Source organism: Candidatus Nitrotoga sp. BS, from assembly GCF_927797785.1.
Classification (GTDB): domain Bacteria; phylum Pseudomonadota; class Gammaproteobacteria; order Burkholderiales; family Gallionellaceae; genus Nitrotoga.
This window is the reverse complement of sequence record NZ_CAKMLL010000070.1, coordinates 45,356-60,265: the sequence shown is the minus strand read 5'-3', so window position 1 is coordinate 60,265 and position 14,910 is coordinate 45,356. Positions and strand designations below refer to the sequence as shown.

The following is a 14,910-nucleotide window of genomic DNA, read 5'->3' as shown; positions in this document are numbered from 1 at the left end:
GAACAGCCGCGACAGCAAAGATAAGAACAGCGGCGACAACAAAGATAAGAACAGCCGCGACAGCAAAGATAAGAACAGCGGCGACAACAAAGATAAGAACAGCGGCGACAACAAAGATAAGAACAGCCGCGACGACAAAGATAAGAACAATGATGGTAACAAAGATACTAGTGCCGTCGGTAGTTTTGTCACCGTACCGGGCATCAGTGCGTATAATTTTTGGAATGTTACGAATGGCATCCCCGAGCCAGGAACAATGTTCTTGTTTCTGATCGGCTTTTTGGGGCTTGGCTGGCTGAACATGACTCGAAAGCGTCAGGCACACGGTGCATCGGCGTAAGAGAAGCCTGATTCGGGTAATCAGGTTTCACCCCTTGCCGGCACATCGCGACTGCGTAATCCGGAATAGCAAGCATTGTGAAATCGCTCATCCCTAACCCGGCCTCTGGCCGGGTTCAATTCTTACCACTCGCAATTTCATTAACAATCTGGGCCGCTTACCTGCAGGCTGGGTTGCCTTTCCATGTGCCAGAAAACGCTCACCTGCACCGCCTTGATCTGGCAACAGGATGGTCGGGTGGCAGCGAATTCCTCCCTCAATTTATACTGATACTGCTGGTCGGGACGTTTTGGCAATCTTTCGCCCGTTACCGATGGCCTTCGCAGCCGAGCCGCTCGTGGAGTTTCTACCTTGGAGTCGCTTTAATCCTTGCCATCCTTTTTCTCAGCCTCATGCATGGAGCCACTGTCCGTTATGAATTTTGGCCTATCACAGGGCTTATCGCCGGGCTGGTGCTGGGTAGTATTGTAGGCTGGTTTGCGGCTTTGCAATTGGCGACCTGGGTTCAGGCGAGCGCGCGCGGGTTGCCTGCGCTGTGGGGTATCTCCGTTTTTTCTGCAGTTGTTTTAGCGCTTTTGCCGCTAGATACCAATGCCACACTTAGTCAAACGGCATTCGCCCATTGGAATATTCTGGATAGAGTGTATCAATTACTTAAACCGTCCATACTTTGGGGAGCTCTGGGTCTGATCTGTGGATTTGCCGGGTACGGGCGGCAGGCAAGGGTATGGGGGGGCGCATGCGCCTTTGGCTTCATGGTCTGCGCATCCCTTGCCGCAGAGAATTTTCGGTTTGATGATGTTGTTGAAGTCATAGCTCTGCTGCCGGGTTTGGCAATGGGTCTCTGGCTTGGCGAACGTTCCCGGTTAGCAGGCAAGTTTGCGCAATCCGAGGCATTCAGTCCGGCATCCAGTCCGCTTGCGGCGGCTAACCCAGGTAAAGCGGTGTCGCCCCCAGCAAGAACTGGCAAGCTTGCAATCGAAAGCAACCTGCGACACGGCGACAGTGCTTCGAGTGATGGCCGAACCACGCTACCGCACCGTACCCGCCTCGATAATAAGTCCCGCTACGCATCTCAGGATGCAGCAGAATCCCCACCTCGCCCTCTATCAGCTGCGGCGCTCCTTACTCGTCGCGCATTTGCATTGATTATGATCGGTGCGACCGGGTGGGCGTTGCTTGATTTTCCGCGTTGGAATGAGCTGCTGGCTGGCGGATTTGTGCTGTATCTCGCGCTTCTTTGGCGTTATCCCAAAGCATGGCTAGTGATTGTTCCGGCAGCGTTGCCAGTATTGGATCTTGCATTCTGGACCGGTCGATTTTTTCTCGATGAATTCGATTTGCTACTGGCGGTCACGCTAGCAGCCCTGCTTTGGCGTACGCCTGATAATAATCGCACTGATTCTAGCCACGTCGCCCCTCTCATGCTTGCTACACTATTAATGGCTTCCGTTCTGATCAGCGGGCTGACAGGTTTGTTGCCGTTGCAGCCATTGGATGCCAATGCTTTTACTTCCTATTTTAGCCAGTACAATAGTCTGCGCGTGGCAAAAGGTTTTCTGTGGGGCATGGTTTTGTTCGCTATGTTGAGGCCATATCTCAATGAGGTGCGACCCATGAAGCTGTGGTCAGCCAGTATGCTCATAGGTTTGGCAGGCGTAGCTATATCAGCGCTGTGGGAGTATTGGCTTTTCAGCGGCAGCAGTGCTACCGATTATCGTGTAACGTCAACTTTTTCCAGTATGCATACTGGCGGCGGGCATATTGAAGCGTATCTGGTTTTTGCTCTGCCTTTCACATGGACATTGCTTTTGCAGGAACAAAAAATCTGGATTAGGGCAGTCGCCTTGAGCGTATTTTTCCTTGCCATCTATGCATTGATTACAACTGTAGCGCGAGGCGGAATCGTGGCACTCGCGGTGGTTTTTGCAGTACTGGCTTTAGGTGTGTATCGAACATTGCGTGCACGGGGGATGTCGCACAATTTGCGTTACACGGCCAGTACAGCGCTGATCGCCGGCGTTCTGCTGGCCATCGCGGGACTTTCGAGTGCCACTTTTTTGCAGCATCGCTTCACTCAAACCGAAACGGATGCACAAACCCGATTTGCTCACTGGACCCATGCTTTGGACTTACTGCAAGACAATTGGGGCGAACGTCTTTTCGGTGCTGGGCTAGGCACATTCCCCGGGCGGTATTTTTACGCCAATTTTGATTCGTCACTGGGGAATTATCGCTATCAAACCGAAGGCAGTAACCGTTATCTGAGTTTGAATTCAGGTGGCACGCTGTATATGGCACAGAGTGTCGCGGTAACGCCCGATACGCCGTATACGCTCGAACTGGATGTGCGCTCAAACGATCAGACCAAACAACTCGATGTACCCATCTGCGAGAAAAAATTGCTCAACTCACATCTTTGCCAATGGGAGAGCGTAGCTGTTACACCGGGCAAGGGATGGCAGCATCGAAGCATTGCTTTTTCCAGTGAACAGATAGGACAGGGTGCGTGGTGGGCCAAACGGCCAGTTCAGTTATCACTCTATAATCCACAAGACAAGGGCGTCGTGGATGTCGATAATATTCGCCTCCTTGATCGTGGCGGCACCAACCTCATCTCGAATGGCGACTTCACGCAAGGAGGTGATTATTGGTTCTTTAAATCCGGTGACCACCTTCCTTGGCACATAAAAAATATGTGGGTTCACCTGACTTTTGAACAAGGATTGGTAGGATTGGTGATTTTTTGTGCTTTGATCATCGCAGCGGTTTGGCGCTTGATGCGCGGTTTATGGGCTGGAGAACCACTTGCAACTGTATGGCTGGCTGGAATCAGTGGATTGCTTACCATTGGATTTGTGGATAGTTTGCTTGATGCTCCGCGGTTAGCGATGATGCTTGTGTTAGCACTGCTTGTTGGCGCTTCACATAAAGCGCGGCGCGATACAAGTCGATGATATTTAAACACCTATCGTCTAAAATTGGTTGGTTTAAATTATGGACTGAAGGTTCGGATAAATATCGCTAAAACAACACGTCTTAATCGGATTCTATCTCTAAGTAATCATTCGGCTTAGGGTCAACGTGATACTCCAAATACTGCTAAATTACCCGCCTGACTTTGACTTTGGTATAGCTCAAATTTTTAGAGAGGTCGAAATCGTCGTCACACTCAATGACGACGTCCTGTAGAAATTAATTTATTGCCAGCTTCACCCATCAAGGTAAGTCATCTTCTATCGGAAATGGGAGTTGACTGGAATGCACAGCCTCATCTTCCCCTTTTTCTTTTGGCGAGCTGTGTTTGACGATTGGTTTCGATGATATTTGTTCGGGCAGAGGTTGAGCCTTATTAATGAGTGGTTTCAAAGTGGGCAAGAGGTATTTCAAAACTTGCGCAGAGAGTGCTGAAGTAAACTGATAATTAGCCGCGTCCGCACCGGGCACAAATGCTGTAAGCGTCCCGTAAAATCGATCCCCGATGAAGAACACAAAAGTTGCGGAGCGATTTACCGCATGGGATTCCTTAATAACACCCGCCGATGAAAAGGTGACATAACGATGATCGCCGGTTCCAGTCTTACCGCCTATCGGAATCCAGGTGCCATCCTCTTTCACTATTGCGTGACCGAGTCGTGAAGCTGTGCCTTTTTCCACTACTCCGGTCAATACGTCACGAACCACAGCTGCCAAATCAGGTGAAAATATTTTTTCGCCTTGGTCAGGGGTACGTTCCACTATGGATTCAAAAGGAGTGTTTGCAGCAAAGTGCAGACGTTCGATAAGTATCTCGGGTACCCGAACCCCATTATTCAAGATAATACCCATAAGTTCGGCGAGTGCGGCCGGGCGGTCAGCCGAACTGCCAATAGCGGTGGCGAGCGATGGTATAAGTGCATCGAAGGGATAACCGAGACGTTTCCAACTACCATGAATCTCCAGAAAAGCTTCCAGTTCCAATAGGCTGCGGATTCGAATGTCCTGTGCATTCTTGTGGATGGTCTTGAATAGCCAGCGATAAACAGCCACACGCTCCTCGACGCTGGCTTTGATCACGTCCTTATGTTTCGCATTCGGGTGGTTATTTAAATAGCGCACCAGCCATAGCTCCAATGGGTGTGCGGCGACGATATAACCCTGATCCGCCAGCGAAAATTTACCTGGCTCATAGCGCTGATACTGCTCTTGGAGAACGCGCTCAACTGGTTCCTGGAGGCCAGGCAGACGAGCTTTCATGAATTTATTGAACTCAGCAAGTGTAGCCTCAGGGTGAATATAGCGGTAAGCGGCGGCAAGCCGGCGCGGCGTCTGTCGTAAACTGGAAAAAAAGATCTCGTCAATCTCGCTTGCCGTTTTATGATTGTATTTAACATAAAATCGGTTGATGAATATCGTTCCTTCCTTGTCAGCAAATCGCCTGAGATATACATCGCGATCAGGATGGTTAGCATCTCTGAGGATCTTGGCAGATGAACCCTTGATATGAAGCATATGGTAGCGCACTATATCGCGCATAAGGCGGATGTAAACGAGATTGACGGAATTGTACGTCGCTTCGCGAACACTTAATGTCCTGCTATCGTCTTCATGTTTGAAATTCTTAAAATAATGCGCCCCACCACCGGTAAAGAACTGTTCATGAGGGTTAGCAGAATATGTACGTTCCAAGGCAGCGCCCAGCATGGCTGCTAAACTTTTATCCGTGCTATGCAGCAGATATTCGATCGCCCAGCGACTAAGGACGTCGTTAGGATCACTCTCTTCTTTATGTAACGCATCCGGCTCGAGTGCAGCATATTTTTGATGCAACTCTTCGATAACTTCAAGATAAGTGACCAGCGTCCTTAGTTTTGCTGTGGATCCAAGATCCAGCTTGGTGCCTTTATTGATGTCTAAGGGTTGATCGAAATTGTCGGCCTGAATTCGCGATTTTGCACCCTGCAGCGTCAACTCTGAAAGCGTGAAGCTGTAAATTATTTTGCCCGGATCCGCTTCGCCCAACAGACGATTGCCATAGAGTCCCGCAGCGCGGGCATATTCTGGGTTCTTAAGCTGACGCAAGATATCAGTTGTCTTTTCTTGTAACTCACCGTCGAGCGTGCTTTGCACTGATAAATCCAGACGATCCAACTCATACAGGCGTTGTACACCCATTTGGGAAGCAAGACGCATGCGCACCGCATTAACAGCCTTTGAGGCAGAGAAATTTCTGGTTCTCACTGGCACAGCAGCATCGCGGAAGCGAAGTGGCACTCTCAGCGCAGCCTCACTTAGCCTGGGCGATATTACGCCAGCCTGCGCCAGCACACGCAGGTGACTATTGGTAAGCTCATTCAGTGCTTTGCGATCGCTAATTAAATAACCGGAAGGCCTGCGTTGGGCAACCATGAGACTTAGCACATGTTTATAGTAACGTGCGGTCTCGGCCAGGTCTGTGCTGTTTGCAGACCAAACTTTCAGAATCCGATTTGCAACTTCGAAATCCAGGTCGTACCATGCCCACAGCCCGTCTCCCAATCCATTTACCTCCCCGAAGCCCGAGGCAGCGGCAAGTGGAACCGTATTAAGATAATCTACTACGATACGCCTGCGGGCAGGCATTGTTTCCTCCCCATCCAAATAAGCGCGTACAGAGGCGGAGGCGATCTGCTGCACCTTGTCAGTGGGACTGAGGGTCATCCCCTGGGGAGAATGCCGGTATTTCTCAATTTGAGTTGCAAGCGTGCTGCCACCTGGTACGTCGTGTTCGGGGCGAACGAACTGAATCGTTTTGTCCAGAACAGCCTTTCCAAGACGGGTCCACTCGATGGCCGGATTTTTTTTGGGGTGGCTCGGATCCAACAGCTCACGATTCTCGATAAATAGCAGGCTGTTCGTTACTAGTGGCGGAACCGATTTAAAGTTTGCATAAACGCGAGCCGGGAAAACAGTACGGTAAAGTGACTGACCGTTGTCGTCGACAATTTCTAGACCGGCCTGTGCTTTTTCGCGGTAAGGAACGAATAACCCCTGTTCAACAAGCTTCTTCATACGCGGAGAAATACTTGCCTGAGCATGCACATGGAAGCCGTGCTCGGTTAAATTCTGAAGCAAATTTGGTAACCGACCATACCCAAGGCGCATGTCGTATGGCCCTGCCTGCGGTAAGTGTAACCCGCCATTTGAACCACTTTTTACTTCCCAGCGAAGATCATTGGCCAGTTTTGACAGGCGGTGTGCCTGGTATGCAGAGGTTTCAGTTTCTCGATAAATAAAGAAGGCAGTAAATGCCAGCACAATAAGAAGCAAGATAAGAACAGCAATGGCAAGGGCAAAAAATTTGTGAGTGCGCTTAATGATTGAGTTACCAGGATAATTGAGAAACACTTGTTGAGTTCTTTTTGACAAGGCAGACGAGTGGATTCAAACTGAAGTTGCACAAATAATTAAACGAATTCGAATTTGATGGTTGTCTTATAAAATTCAGCGTTTGCCGGAATGCAAGTCATGAAATTAATTCAGGACAGCGCATTTGTCTGCATATAGATAAACAAAATATTGGGCTGAAACCTAATTTTAGAAGTGCCATGAGAAGCGCAAATATCACCTTCGCTAAGTATAGCTGATCCCAAACATATCGTTAAGCGTTCAACTCTGACCAAGTTAAAAAATGCTTTCAGCAGAGAGTCCTGAATTTAGCATGCGTGGGTATTGTGCTCATTCAGTAGAGATGGTAATGGTAATGTTGTATAACTGTAAACTCTGCGTCAAGGAAGCATCCGCGTTGACCTAAGGGCGTCTCGAATAATTCAAGTTTCTAAGCAAGGTAAGGCATGAGTATAAAATTTTAGCTGAGCATACAGTTGATATATAAGCTATATTTTTATTAAAGCCGTATTGTAACGATGCAAAGTAAGCAGGCAAGCCGGTAAGCGGCTGTTTGAAGAATTGGATTATTTAGAGGTGCCCATAATCGAAGTATTTATTATTGAGCCCAATATGCCTAATCGCCTTACCCAAGAGACCAGCCCCTATTTACAGCAGCATGCCGACAACCCAGTAGATTGGTTCCCGTGGGGTGAAGAAGCACTGAAGTGCGCTCGCGAACTGAATAAGCCGATCCTGTTATCCATCGGCTATTCCGCCTGCCACTGGTGTCACGTCATGGCACACGAGTCGTTTGAGGATGCAGACGTCGCCGCAGTGATGAACCAATATTTCATCAATATCAAGGTAGATCGTGAAGAGCGGCCCGACTTGGATCACATTTATCAGGCCGCCCATAATATGCTGACCCAGCGAAATGGCGGCTGGCCACTCACCTTATTTTTAACGCCCGATCAAGTGCCGTTTTTTGGCGGTACCTATTTCCCAAAACAGGCACGCTACAACTTGCCCGGCTTTGTATCTTTACTCGAACGCGTGGCAGAGCTTTATCGCACGCGTCAGGATGACATTGCCAAACAAAGTTTGTCGCTGATGCAAGAATTTAGCACCATCCAACCGAGCGAAAAAAATCAGGTTAGTTTCAATAAAACGTCATTAGAAGATGCATTCAGCGGATTTCAAAGATTGTTTGATCCTGTTCACGGTGGTTTCGGCGGTGCACCCAAATTTCCGCTCCCGACCGAGATGGAATTTTTGTTAAGGTATACGATGCGTGGCGGTGATCCCGACGCGCGTCGCATGGTGCTCTTCACGCTGCAAAAAATGGCGGATGGCGGGATTTACGATCAGCTGGGCGGCGGTTTTTGCCGCTATAGTGTGGATGAACGCTGGGAAATTCCCCATTTTGAAAAAATGCTATACGACAATGGCCCATTGCTGGCACTTTACAGCGATGCGTATGTGCTGTCAGGCGAAACATCGTTTAATCGCGTTGTACAAGGTATATCGGGTTGGGTCATGCGTGAGATGCAGTCACCGCAAGGCGGTTATTACTCCAGTCTAGATGCGGATTCTGAGCACGAGGAAGGCAAATTTTATGTGTGGACGCCGGAGCAGGCCGCAAGCTTGTTAAGCGTGGAAGAATATGCCATCGTCGCCGCTCACTATGGACTTGATCAGCCGCCTAATTTTGAAGATAAGTATTGGAATTTGATAGTTGCCCAGCCGCCAGATAGCATAGCGGAAGCACTACATCTTCCCCTTGAACAAGTCACGCAGCAACTCGCCAGTGCGCAAGAAAAAATGTTCGCCGCGCGTGCAAGCCGGATGCGCCCAGGACGTGACGAAAAAATACTGGTTAGCTGGAACGCACTTATGATCAAAGGTATGGCGCGTGCTGGCAGGAGACTGGGCGAAGCAGAGTGGATATTGTCGGCACAGCGCGCGGTAGATTTTATACATGCCACGATGTGGCAAAATGGTCGCCTGTTTGCTACCAGCAAGGACGGCAAATCGCATCTGAATGCCTATCTTGATGACTATGCATTCATGCTGGATGCTTTACTGGAATTACTGCAAACGCAGTTCCGACAGACTGATCTGGAATTTGCCCGCGCGCTAGCCGATGTGTTACTGGAACAATTCGAAGATCAGCAAGCGGGTGGGTTTTTCTTTACCAGCCACGACCACGAAAAGCTTATCCATCGCCCCAAGCCAGAGCATGATAATGCGATGCCTTCCGGCAATGGCATTGCAGCACTCGCATTACAGCGCCTCGGCCATATTTTAGGAGAGAAGCGCTACCTTGAGGCTGCCGGGCGCACGCTGACACTTTATTATCCATTTTTTGCAAAGCAACCCATGGGCTTCACTAGCCTGTTAATGACTTTGCAAGAATATCTTATGCCGCCGCAAATCGTCATTTTGCGTGGTGAACCGGGAACAAGCGCAGCCTGGTGCAAGCAATTATTTCAACACTACTGGCCTGACACCTTGATACTGGCTGTGGAAGGCGAGCCTGTCGGACTTCCGGAAACACTGACAAAGCCTCTCACACAAGGCCTTAGCGCGTGGGTCTGCCAAGGCGTGCAATGTTTGCCCGTAATCGAAGATTGCCAAACTTTGATAAATGTATGCAAATCTGGCGAGACGGGCTAAGACATTATCGATCCACACTTACATAGCCACCTGCGTGAAGCATCCCTTCGTTGATAAAATTTAAGGAGTATTTATGGATTTAAAAGAAACCCGTCTTGATTCGAAGCCTGTGTATGAAGGTGATTTCATCAAGGTATTCAAGGACAACGTGAAGTTGCCGGATGGCAGTGCGGGCATGCGCGAACATATAGTCCATCCCGGCGCGGTGGCCGTGTTGGCAATTCTGGATAATGGCAATCTATTAATGGAACGGCAATTTCGCTATGCGCCGCACCGTGTATTTATTGAGCTGCCTGCCGGAAAAATTGATCATGGCGAAGATATTTTGCTCACCGCGCAACGCGAATTATTGGAAGAAACTGGCTACCTTGCCAGCCAGTGGACGCATTTGACCACTGCTTGGCCGTGTATAGGTTTTTCCGATGAACGAATGGAATATTTTCTGGCACGAGGACTGACCTACCAAGGTCAACAACTAGACGATGGGGAGTTTCTTGAAGTATTTGAGCTATCGCTTAGCGATGCACTGGACTTGATAAGACAGGGGAAAATCAACGACAGCAAAACCATGATTGGCATTTTCTGGCTGGAAAAAGTGTTAAATGGCTGGGAAAATTAATAAATGACTGGAGGTCTCCATACCGTTACCTCAGGATGACGCGCCAATTTGAAGCGTCAATGAGGTAACAATGCACCAAATTGGTGTGTATATTCATGTATAAATATTAACTAAACAGAAATACGTATACAAATCAAGATACAGACAAGCTGGAACGAAACTTGCTTATAACCTCTGGGCTAGTTCATATACGGAGTAAGAAATGGAAAATATTGGAAACCTGAAAACAGGCAGTGACGCACTGTTTATACTGCTCGGCGCTATCATGGTTCTGGCGATGCACGCAGGGTTTGCTTTTCTTGAATTGGGTACGGTTCGTAAGAAAAATCAGGTGAACGCGTTGGTGAAAATTCTCACCGACTTCGGCATCTCCACGCTGGCATATTTTTTTATCGGCTACGGCATCGCCTACGGCGTTAATTTTTTCACCGATGCTGAACATTTGGCACAGAAAAATGGCTATGAACTGATCAAATTTTTCTTCCTCCTGACCTTTGCTGCGGCCATTCCCGCTATTGTTTCCGGAGGTATGGCAGAGCGTGCCAAATTCAATCCGCAGTTAGCCGCCACCTTTATACTGGTCGGTTTTATTTATCCCTTTTTCGAGGGCATCGCCTGGAACCACCGCTTTGGTGTGCAAAGTTGGCTACAATCCAAATTCGGCGCGGAATTTCACGATTTTGCCGGTTCTGTTGTGGTGCATGCAGTAGGTGGCTGGATAGCACTCGCGGCCGTTTTACTGCTTGGTGCGAGGCGTGGACGCTATACCAAAGAAGGTCGCGTCGCGGCGCACCCACCTTCCAGCATTCCCTTTCTTGCACTAGGCGCATGGATACTCACCGTTGGCTGGTTCGGCTTTAATGTCATGTCAGCGCAAGAAATTGGCAAGATCAGTGGCCTGGTTGCAGTTAACTCCCTCATGGCGATGGTGGGCGGCACACTGGTTGCACTTTTTGTTGGCAAAAATGACCCCGGCTTCGTACATAACGGCCCCTTGGCCGGGCTGGTAGCCGTATGCGCTGGCTCCGATGTGATGCACCCCCTTGGCGCATTGGTGACCGGCGGCATTGCGGGTGGGCTGTTTGTATGGATGTTCACCTTAACGCAGAACCGTTGGAAAATAGATGACGTACTCGGCGTCTGGCCGCTCCATGGATTATGCGGCGCATGGGGTGGTATAGCAGCAGGTATCTTCGGGCTGAAGGCTTGGGGGGGGCTTGGTGGGGTCAGTTTTATGGCGCAGACAATCGGTACGCTGCTGGGTATAGCGATTGCTTTCGGCGGCGGTTTTTTAGTCTATTTTATTTTGAAGAAAACAGTCGGTATTCGACTGAGTGCGGAAGAAGAATTCAATGGTTCGGATTTGAGCATACACAAAATTACGGCAACACCGGAACGAGAATCGGGGTGGTAGCGTCGAGCCTGTTTCAAGCATAAATTGCTTGAGCAAAAACGAGCTGTGCACCATCATTATGATATTTAAGGCAACTATTGATCCGGCAAGTAAACAAACCACGTTCGTAGAACGTGGTATTGCCCAATGCCCCCCAGAGGGGGGCACACCTATCGCGCCTTCCGAGAAGGCGCTCTGCCAGGTTCCAGTTGCAATTGCTCCTGATGCTGCTCTTCCTTCTCTTGAAACCGCACGTACTTTTGTATCATCTCTCCGTTCAGTCCCACCGTGTCAACACAGTAGCCCTTCGCCCAGAAATGATTGCCCCAATAGGGCCGTTTCTTGAGAAACGGAAATACGCTGAACAACCTTATCGCCGTCCGACCTTTCAATATACCCATCAAGCCCGATACCGATAATTTCGGTGGCACCTTTACCAACAAGTGTACGTGATCCGCCTGCACATTCAATTCCACTACTTCGCACCCTAACTGCTGGCTGAGTATCATCACGCATTTATAGACCTCTCGACCTACCGGCCCTTGGAGTATCCGAAATCTGTACTTCGGAACCCATACCAAATGATATTGACAATGCCAGATAACGTGCGATGCTCTTGAAAACCTGCTCATATCTTTTCCTTTCGTTAAGTGTTGCGGGGACAACACTCCGAAAGATAACTGTATGGGCAGGTACTCTGACAGGCAAAGCCAATCAGGTGATGACCACGTCCATAGGACGTGGTTTTTTAACTTTCAATAAAAACATCATCGATGAACCATTCAAACTTGACACTTCTAAGCCTTCTTCAACATCACTGGGATGATCACTTCAGTATTCGTCCAAACACAGCATCCGCTGGTCTGAACCAAATAATAATTACTTTCGAAGTGAGTAAAAATTGTTTTGAGATAGGTATATTAATAAGTAGGAAAGACCATTGAGAAGCAACTCTCTGCTGATCAAATGAGGTGGCTTCGAATGCTCCTAACTCAGGATATTGGATGGAATCTGGATTTTAGATGTACCCTCAGCAACGACATACATGACGTATCAATCAGCGAAGAGTAAAATGCACCTTTATCTAGATAGTTGATTACGAATGTCCATTCAGTGGTTCCCCGGCCACATGGTTTCGGCGCGCAAAAAGGCAGCCGAAACCATGGAACGCGTCGATATGATAATAGAGGTATTAGATGCACGCGTGCCGGAAGCGGGCAGCAATCCAGTCATTACAGAGCTGCGCGTGCATCGCCAGCGGCCCTGTTTAAAAATCCTCAATAAAGCCGATCTGGCTGATCCGGCGGCCACTAAAGCCTGGCTGAATTTCTACAATGAACAAAAAGGAATTAAAGCCATAGCGCTATCCTGCAAAAAACCGGGAGATGTCGCCAAGGTTCCTGGTTTATGCGAGATGCTTGCCCCGCATCGTGATAACAGACTTAAGCCACTACGCATGATGATCATGGGCATCCCTAATGTAGGAAAATCTACACTGATGAATGCGCTACTGAAGCGCCGAGTGGCTGCTGTAGGCGACGAGCCCGCAGTGACCAAAAACCAGCAGGGATTCGATTTGAATGAGCGGATGACGCTGATAGATACGCCAGGGCTAATGTGGCCAAAGATTGAGTATGACAGCGACGGCTTCATGCTGGCCGCAAGCCACGCGGTTGGGCGAAATGCCATAATTGACGAAGAAGTGGCCAGTTTTCTGGGTGACATCCTGCTAGCATGCTATCCCCACTTCCTGGCAAACCGTTACGGATTCTCCGTTGAAGGTCTGGATGGGGTGGGCATTGTCGAAGCAGTCGCTAAACGGCGCGGGTTTTTGCTCAAGGGAGGCGTTCCAAATCTGGAAAAAGCTGCTCTCATGCTACTACAGGATTACCGCACTGGAGCACTTGGACGTATCAGTCTGGAAACACCAAAAAGTCGCAATATAATGATTGCCGAACAAGCAGCTATTAAAGTAAGGGAGCAAGCTTCAAATATAACCGATTCATGCGAATAGCCGTCTCAAAAACTTCTTTGCCAAGTGATACTGCCTTGAAAATCTGGCTTGACCAATCATTGAAGCTCTTTGCACCCTCGGTTACCATCGACATAATTTTATTTCTGTAGGGCATCATTAAGTGCTGTTAAACAAATTATACATATTCGCTTTCTCTGCTTGCATTGCGCTGAACGCAGTGACTGTGGTTCATGCAGAGGAAAATATTTATCCTGATAGCTCGCTCGATGCCTTACAAGCAGATTCCACACCACAACCAGCTGCTACTTCCGCTGGCCTCGATCTGGCACTTACGGCCGACCTTAGCTTTTCACAAAATGACTTATGGCAACGCATCCGAAATGGTTACGCGCTGCGCAAATTGAATAGCCCGCTCGTGGCGAACCACGAGCAATGGTACGCAAAACGTCCAGACTATATGCAACGAATGACGGAGCGTGGAGAGCGCTATCTCCACTTTATTGTGGAGGAAGTCGAGCGACGCGGAATGCCATCGGAAATCGCACTGCTACCGATGATAGAAAGTGCTTTTAATCCAAGTAGTTATTCAACATCTAGCGCCTCTGGCATCTGGCAGTTCATCCCGTCTACTGGCAAACATTTCGGCATGCGGCAGAATTGGTGGTATGACGGGCGGCGGAATATTATCAGCGCGACCACCGCCGCACTCGACTACCTGCAAAAGTTGCATGGCATGTTCGGTGATTGGGAGTTGGCACTTGCCGCATACAACTGGGGAGAAGGGGCAGTACAACGCGCTCTTGCTCATAACCGCAAACTAGGTTTACCGGCAAATTATGCCAACCTTAAAATGCCATCCGAAACACGCAACTACCTACCCAAACTGCAAGCGATAAAGAACATTATTGACAATCCTGCCAACTTTGGCCTGGCGCTACATCCTGTTGCGGATCAACCGTATTTCGTTGCTGTCAGTACGTCAAACAATATTGACATGGAGCTTGCCGCAGGGTTGGCGGATGTTACGCTGGATGAATTCCGTGCGCTGAATCCCGCCCACAGCCGTCCGGTTATTCTGCAAGAAAATTCAGAAGTACTATTGTTACCCGTGGACAAAGCGGAAACCTTTCGCGCTAATCTGGCAAGCAACAGCCTGCCACTCGTATCATGGCAAGCTTACAAGATCAGAAAAGGGGAACACTTGAACGAGCTCGCGACACGCTTCGGCCTGTCACCAGAGACACTGCGATCTGTCAACGGCCTGTCAACGCGTCTTAAAGTAAATACCGGTCAGATGCTACTGGTACCACTCAATGGTCAAATTGCAGAAAATAAATTTGAATCACTCAATAATCGCCCTGCCCTTGCCAATCAGTTGCCTGGGAAGACTATTAAACACACGGTGCGTAAAGGTGACACACTGAGTACTATTTCTCGCCTCTACAAAGTGAGTGTGGAAAAACTGCAAAGCTGGAATAACAACGTAAGAGTACTCAACCCAGGTCAGCACATTTTCATCAGGCAACTCAACAAGTCGTATTAATTATCCAGTATTGATA

General features: G+C 48.8%; 9 protein-coding genes. 7 read left to right on the top strand and 2 right to left on the bottom strand.

The genetic code is table 11. From position 1 onward, the window contains the following. The coding region (locus MJ769_RS09275; protein ID WP_239236653.1) for a PEP-CTERM sorting domain-containing protein at positions 1-340 on the top strand (340 nt) is incomplete at its 5' end. Positions 341-417: 77 nt separating this feature from the next. Further along, positions 418-3,297 carry an O-antigen ligase family protein gene (locus MJ769_RS09270; RefSeq protein WP_239236651.1) on the top strand — a complete coding sequence of 960 codons (2,880 nt, stop codon included), beginning with the start codon at positions 418-420 and terminating at the stop codon, positions 3,295-3,297. A gap of 262 nt (positions 3,298-3,559) precedes the next feature. Here the strand turns inward: MJ769_RS09270 and MJ769_RS09265 are convergent, their stop codons facing one another. Next, positions 3,560-6,727, bottom strand: coding sequence for a transglycosylase domain-containing protein (locus MJ769_RS09265; RefSeq protein ID WP_239236649.1), 3,168 nt, complete (start codon positions 6,725-6,727; stop codon positions 3,560-3,562). A 591-nt stretch (positions 6,728-7,318) separates the two neighbouring features. Here MJ769_RS09265 and MJ769_RS09260 point away from each other — a divergent pair. The 3 genes from MJ769_RS09260 (at position 7,319) to MJ769_RS09250 (ending at position 11,397) form a co-directional block, all read left to right on the top strand. Then, positions 7,319-9,364: a thioredoxin domain-containing protein gene (locus tag MJ769_RS09260; RefSeq protein ID WP_239236647.1), complete on the top strand. Its 2,046-nt coding sequence runs from the start codon at positions 7,319-7,321 to the stop codon at positions 9,362-9,364. Between the two features lie 73 nt (positions 9,365-9,437). After that, complete coding sequence (locus tag MJ769_RS09255) at positions 9,438-9,983, top strand: NUDIX domain-containing protein (RefSeq protein WP_239236645.1); 546 nt, start codon at positions 9,438-9,440, stop codon at positions 9,981-9,983. Between the two features lie 202 nt (positions 9,984-10,185). After that, complete coding sequence (locus MJ769_RS09250) at positions 10,186-11,397, top strand: ammonium transporter (protein WP_445083084.1); 1,212 nt, start codon at positions 10,186-10,188, stop codon at positions 11,395-11,397. A 149-nt stretch (positions 11,398-11,546) separates the two neighbouring features. Here MJ769_RS09250 and tnpA read toward each other — a convergent pair whose 3' ends face one another. Beyond that, on the bottom strand, positions 11,547-12,008 hold the full coding sequence (gene tnpA / locus MJ769_RS09245) for an IS200/IS605 family transposase (RefSeq protein WP_239236644.1): 462 nt from the start codon (positions 12,006-12,008) through the stop codon (positions 11,547-11,549). 470 nt (positions 12,009-12,478) lie between these two features. Here tnpA and ylqF point away from each other — a divergent pair, with 470 nt between their 5' ends. Then, positions 12,479-13,390 (top strand): ribosome biogenesis GTPase YlqF, encoded by a 912-nt coding sequence (gene ylqF / locus MJ769_RS09240; protein WP_239236642.1) that lies wholly within the window; start codon positions 12,479-12,481, stop codon positions 13,388-13,390. 121 nt (positions 13,391-13,511) lie between these two features. Next, the gene (locus MJ769_RS09235; RefSeq protein ID WP_239236640.1) at positions 13,512-14,894 is read left to right on the top strand and encodes a transglycosylase SLT domain-containing protein; all 1,383 of its coding nucleotides are present in this window, start codon (positions 13,512-13,514) and stop codon (positions 14,892-14,894) included. Positions 14,895-14,910: the final 16 nt, after the last annotated feature.

Bases quoted from the DNA above. Each gene is read 5' to 3' on its own strand.
- ylqF (WP_239236642.1), top strand. From the start codon at position 12,479: ATGTCCATTCAGTGGTTCCCCGGCCACATGGTTTCGGCGCGCAAAAAG.
- MJ769_RS09250 (WP_445083084.1), top strand. From the start codon at position 10,186: ATGGAAAATATTGGAAACCTGAAAACAGGCAGTGACGCACTGTTTATA.
- MJ769_RS09260 (WP_239236647.1), top strand. From the start codon at position 7,319: ATGCCTAATCGCCTTACCCAAGAGACCAGCCCCTATTTACAGCAGCAT.
- MJ769_RS09255 (WP_239236645.1), top strand. From the start codon at position 9,438: ATGGATTTAAAAGAAACCCGTCTTGATTCGAAGCCTGTGTATGAAGGT.
- tnpA (WP_239236644.1), bottom strand. From the start codon at position 12,008: ATGAGCAGGTTTTCAAGAGCATCGCACGTTATCTGGCATTGTCAATAT.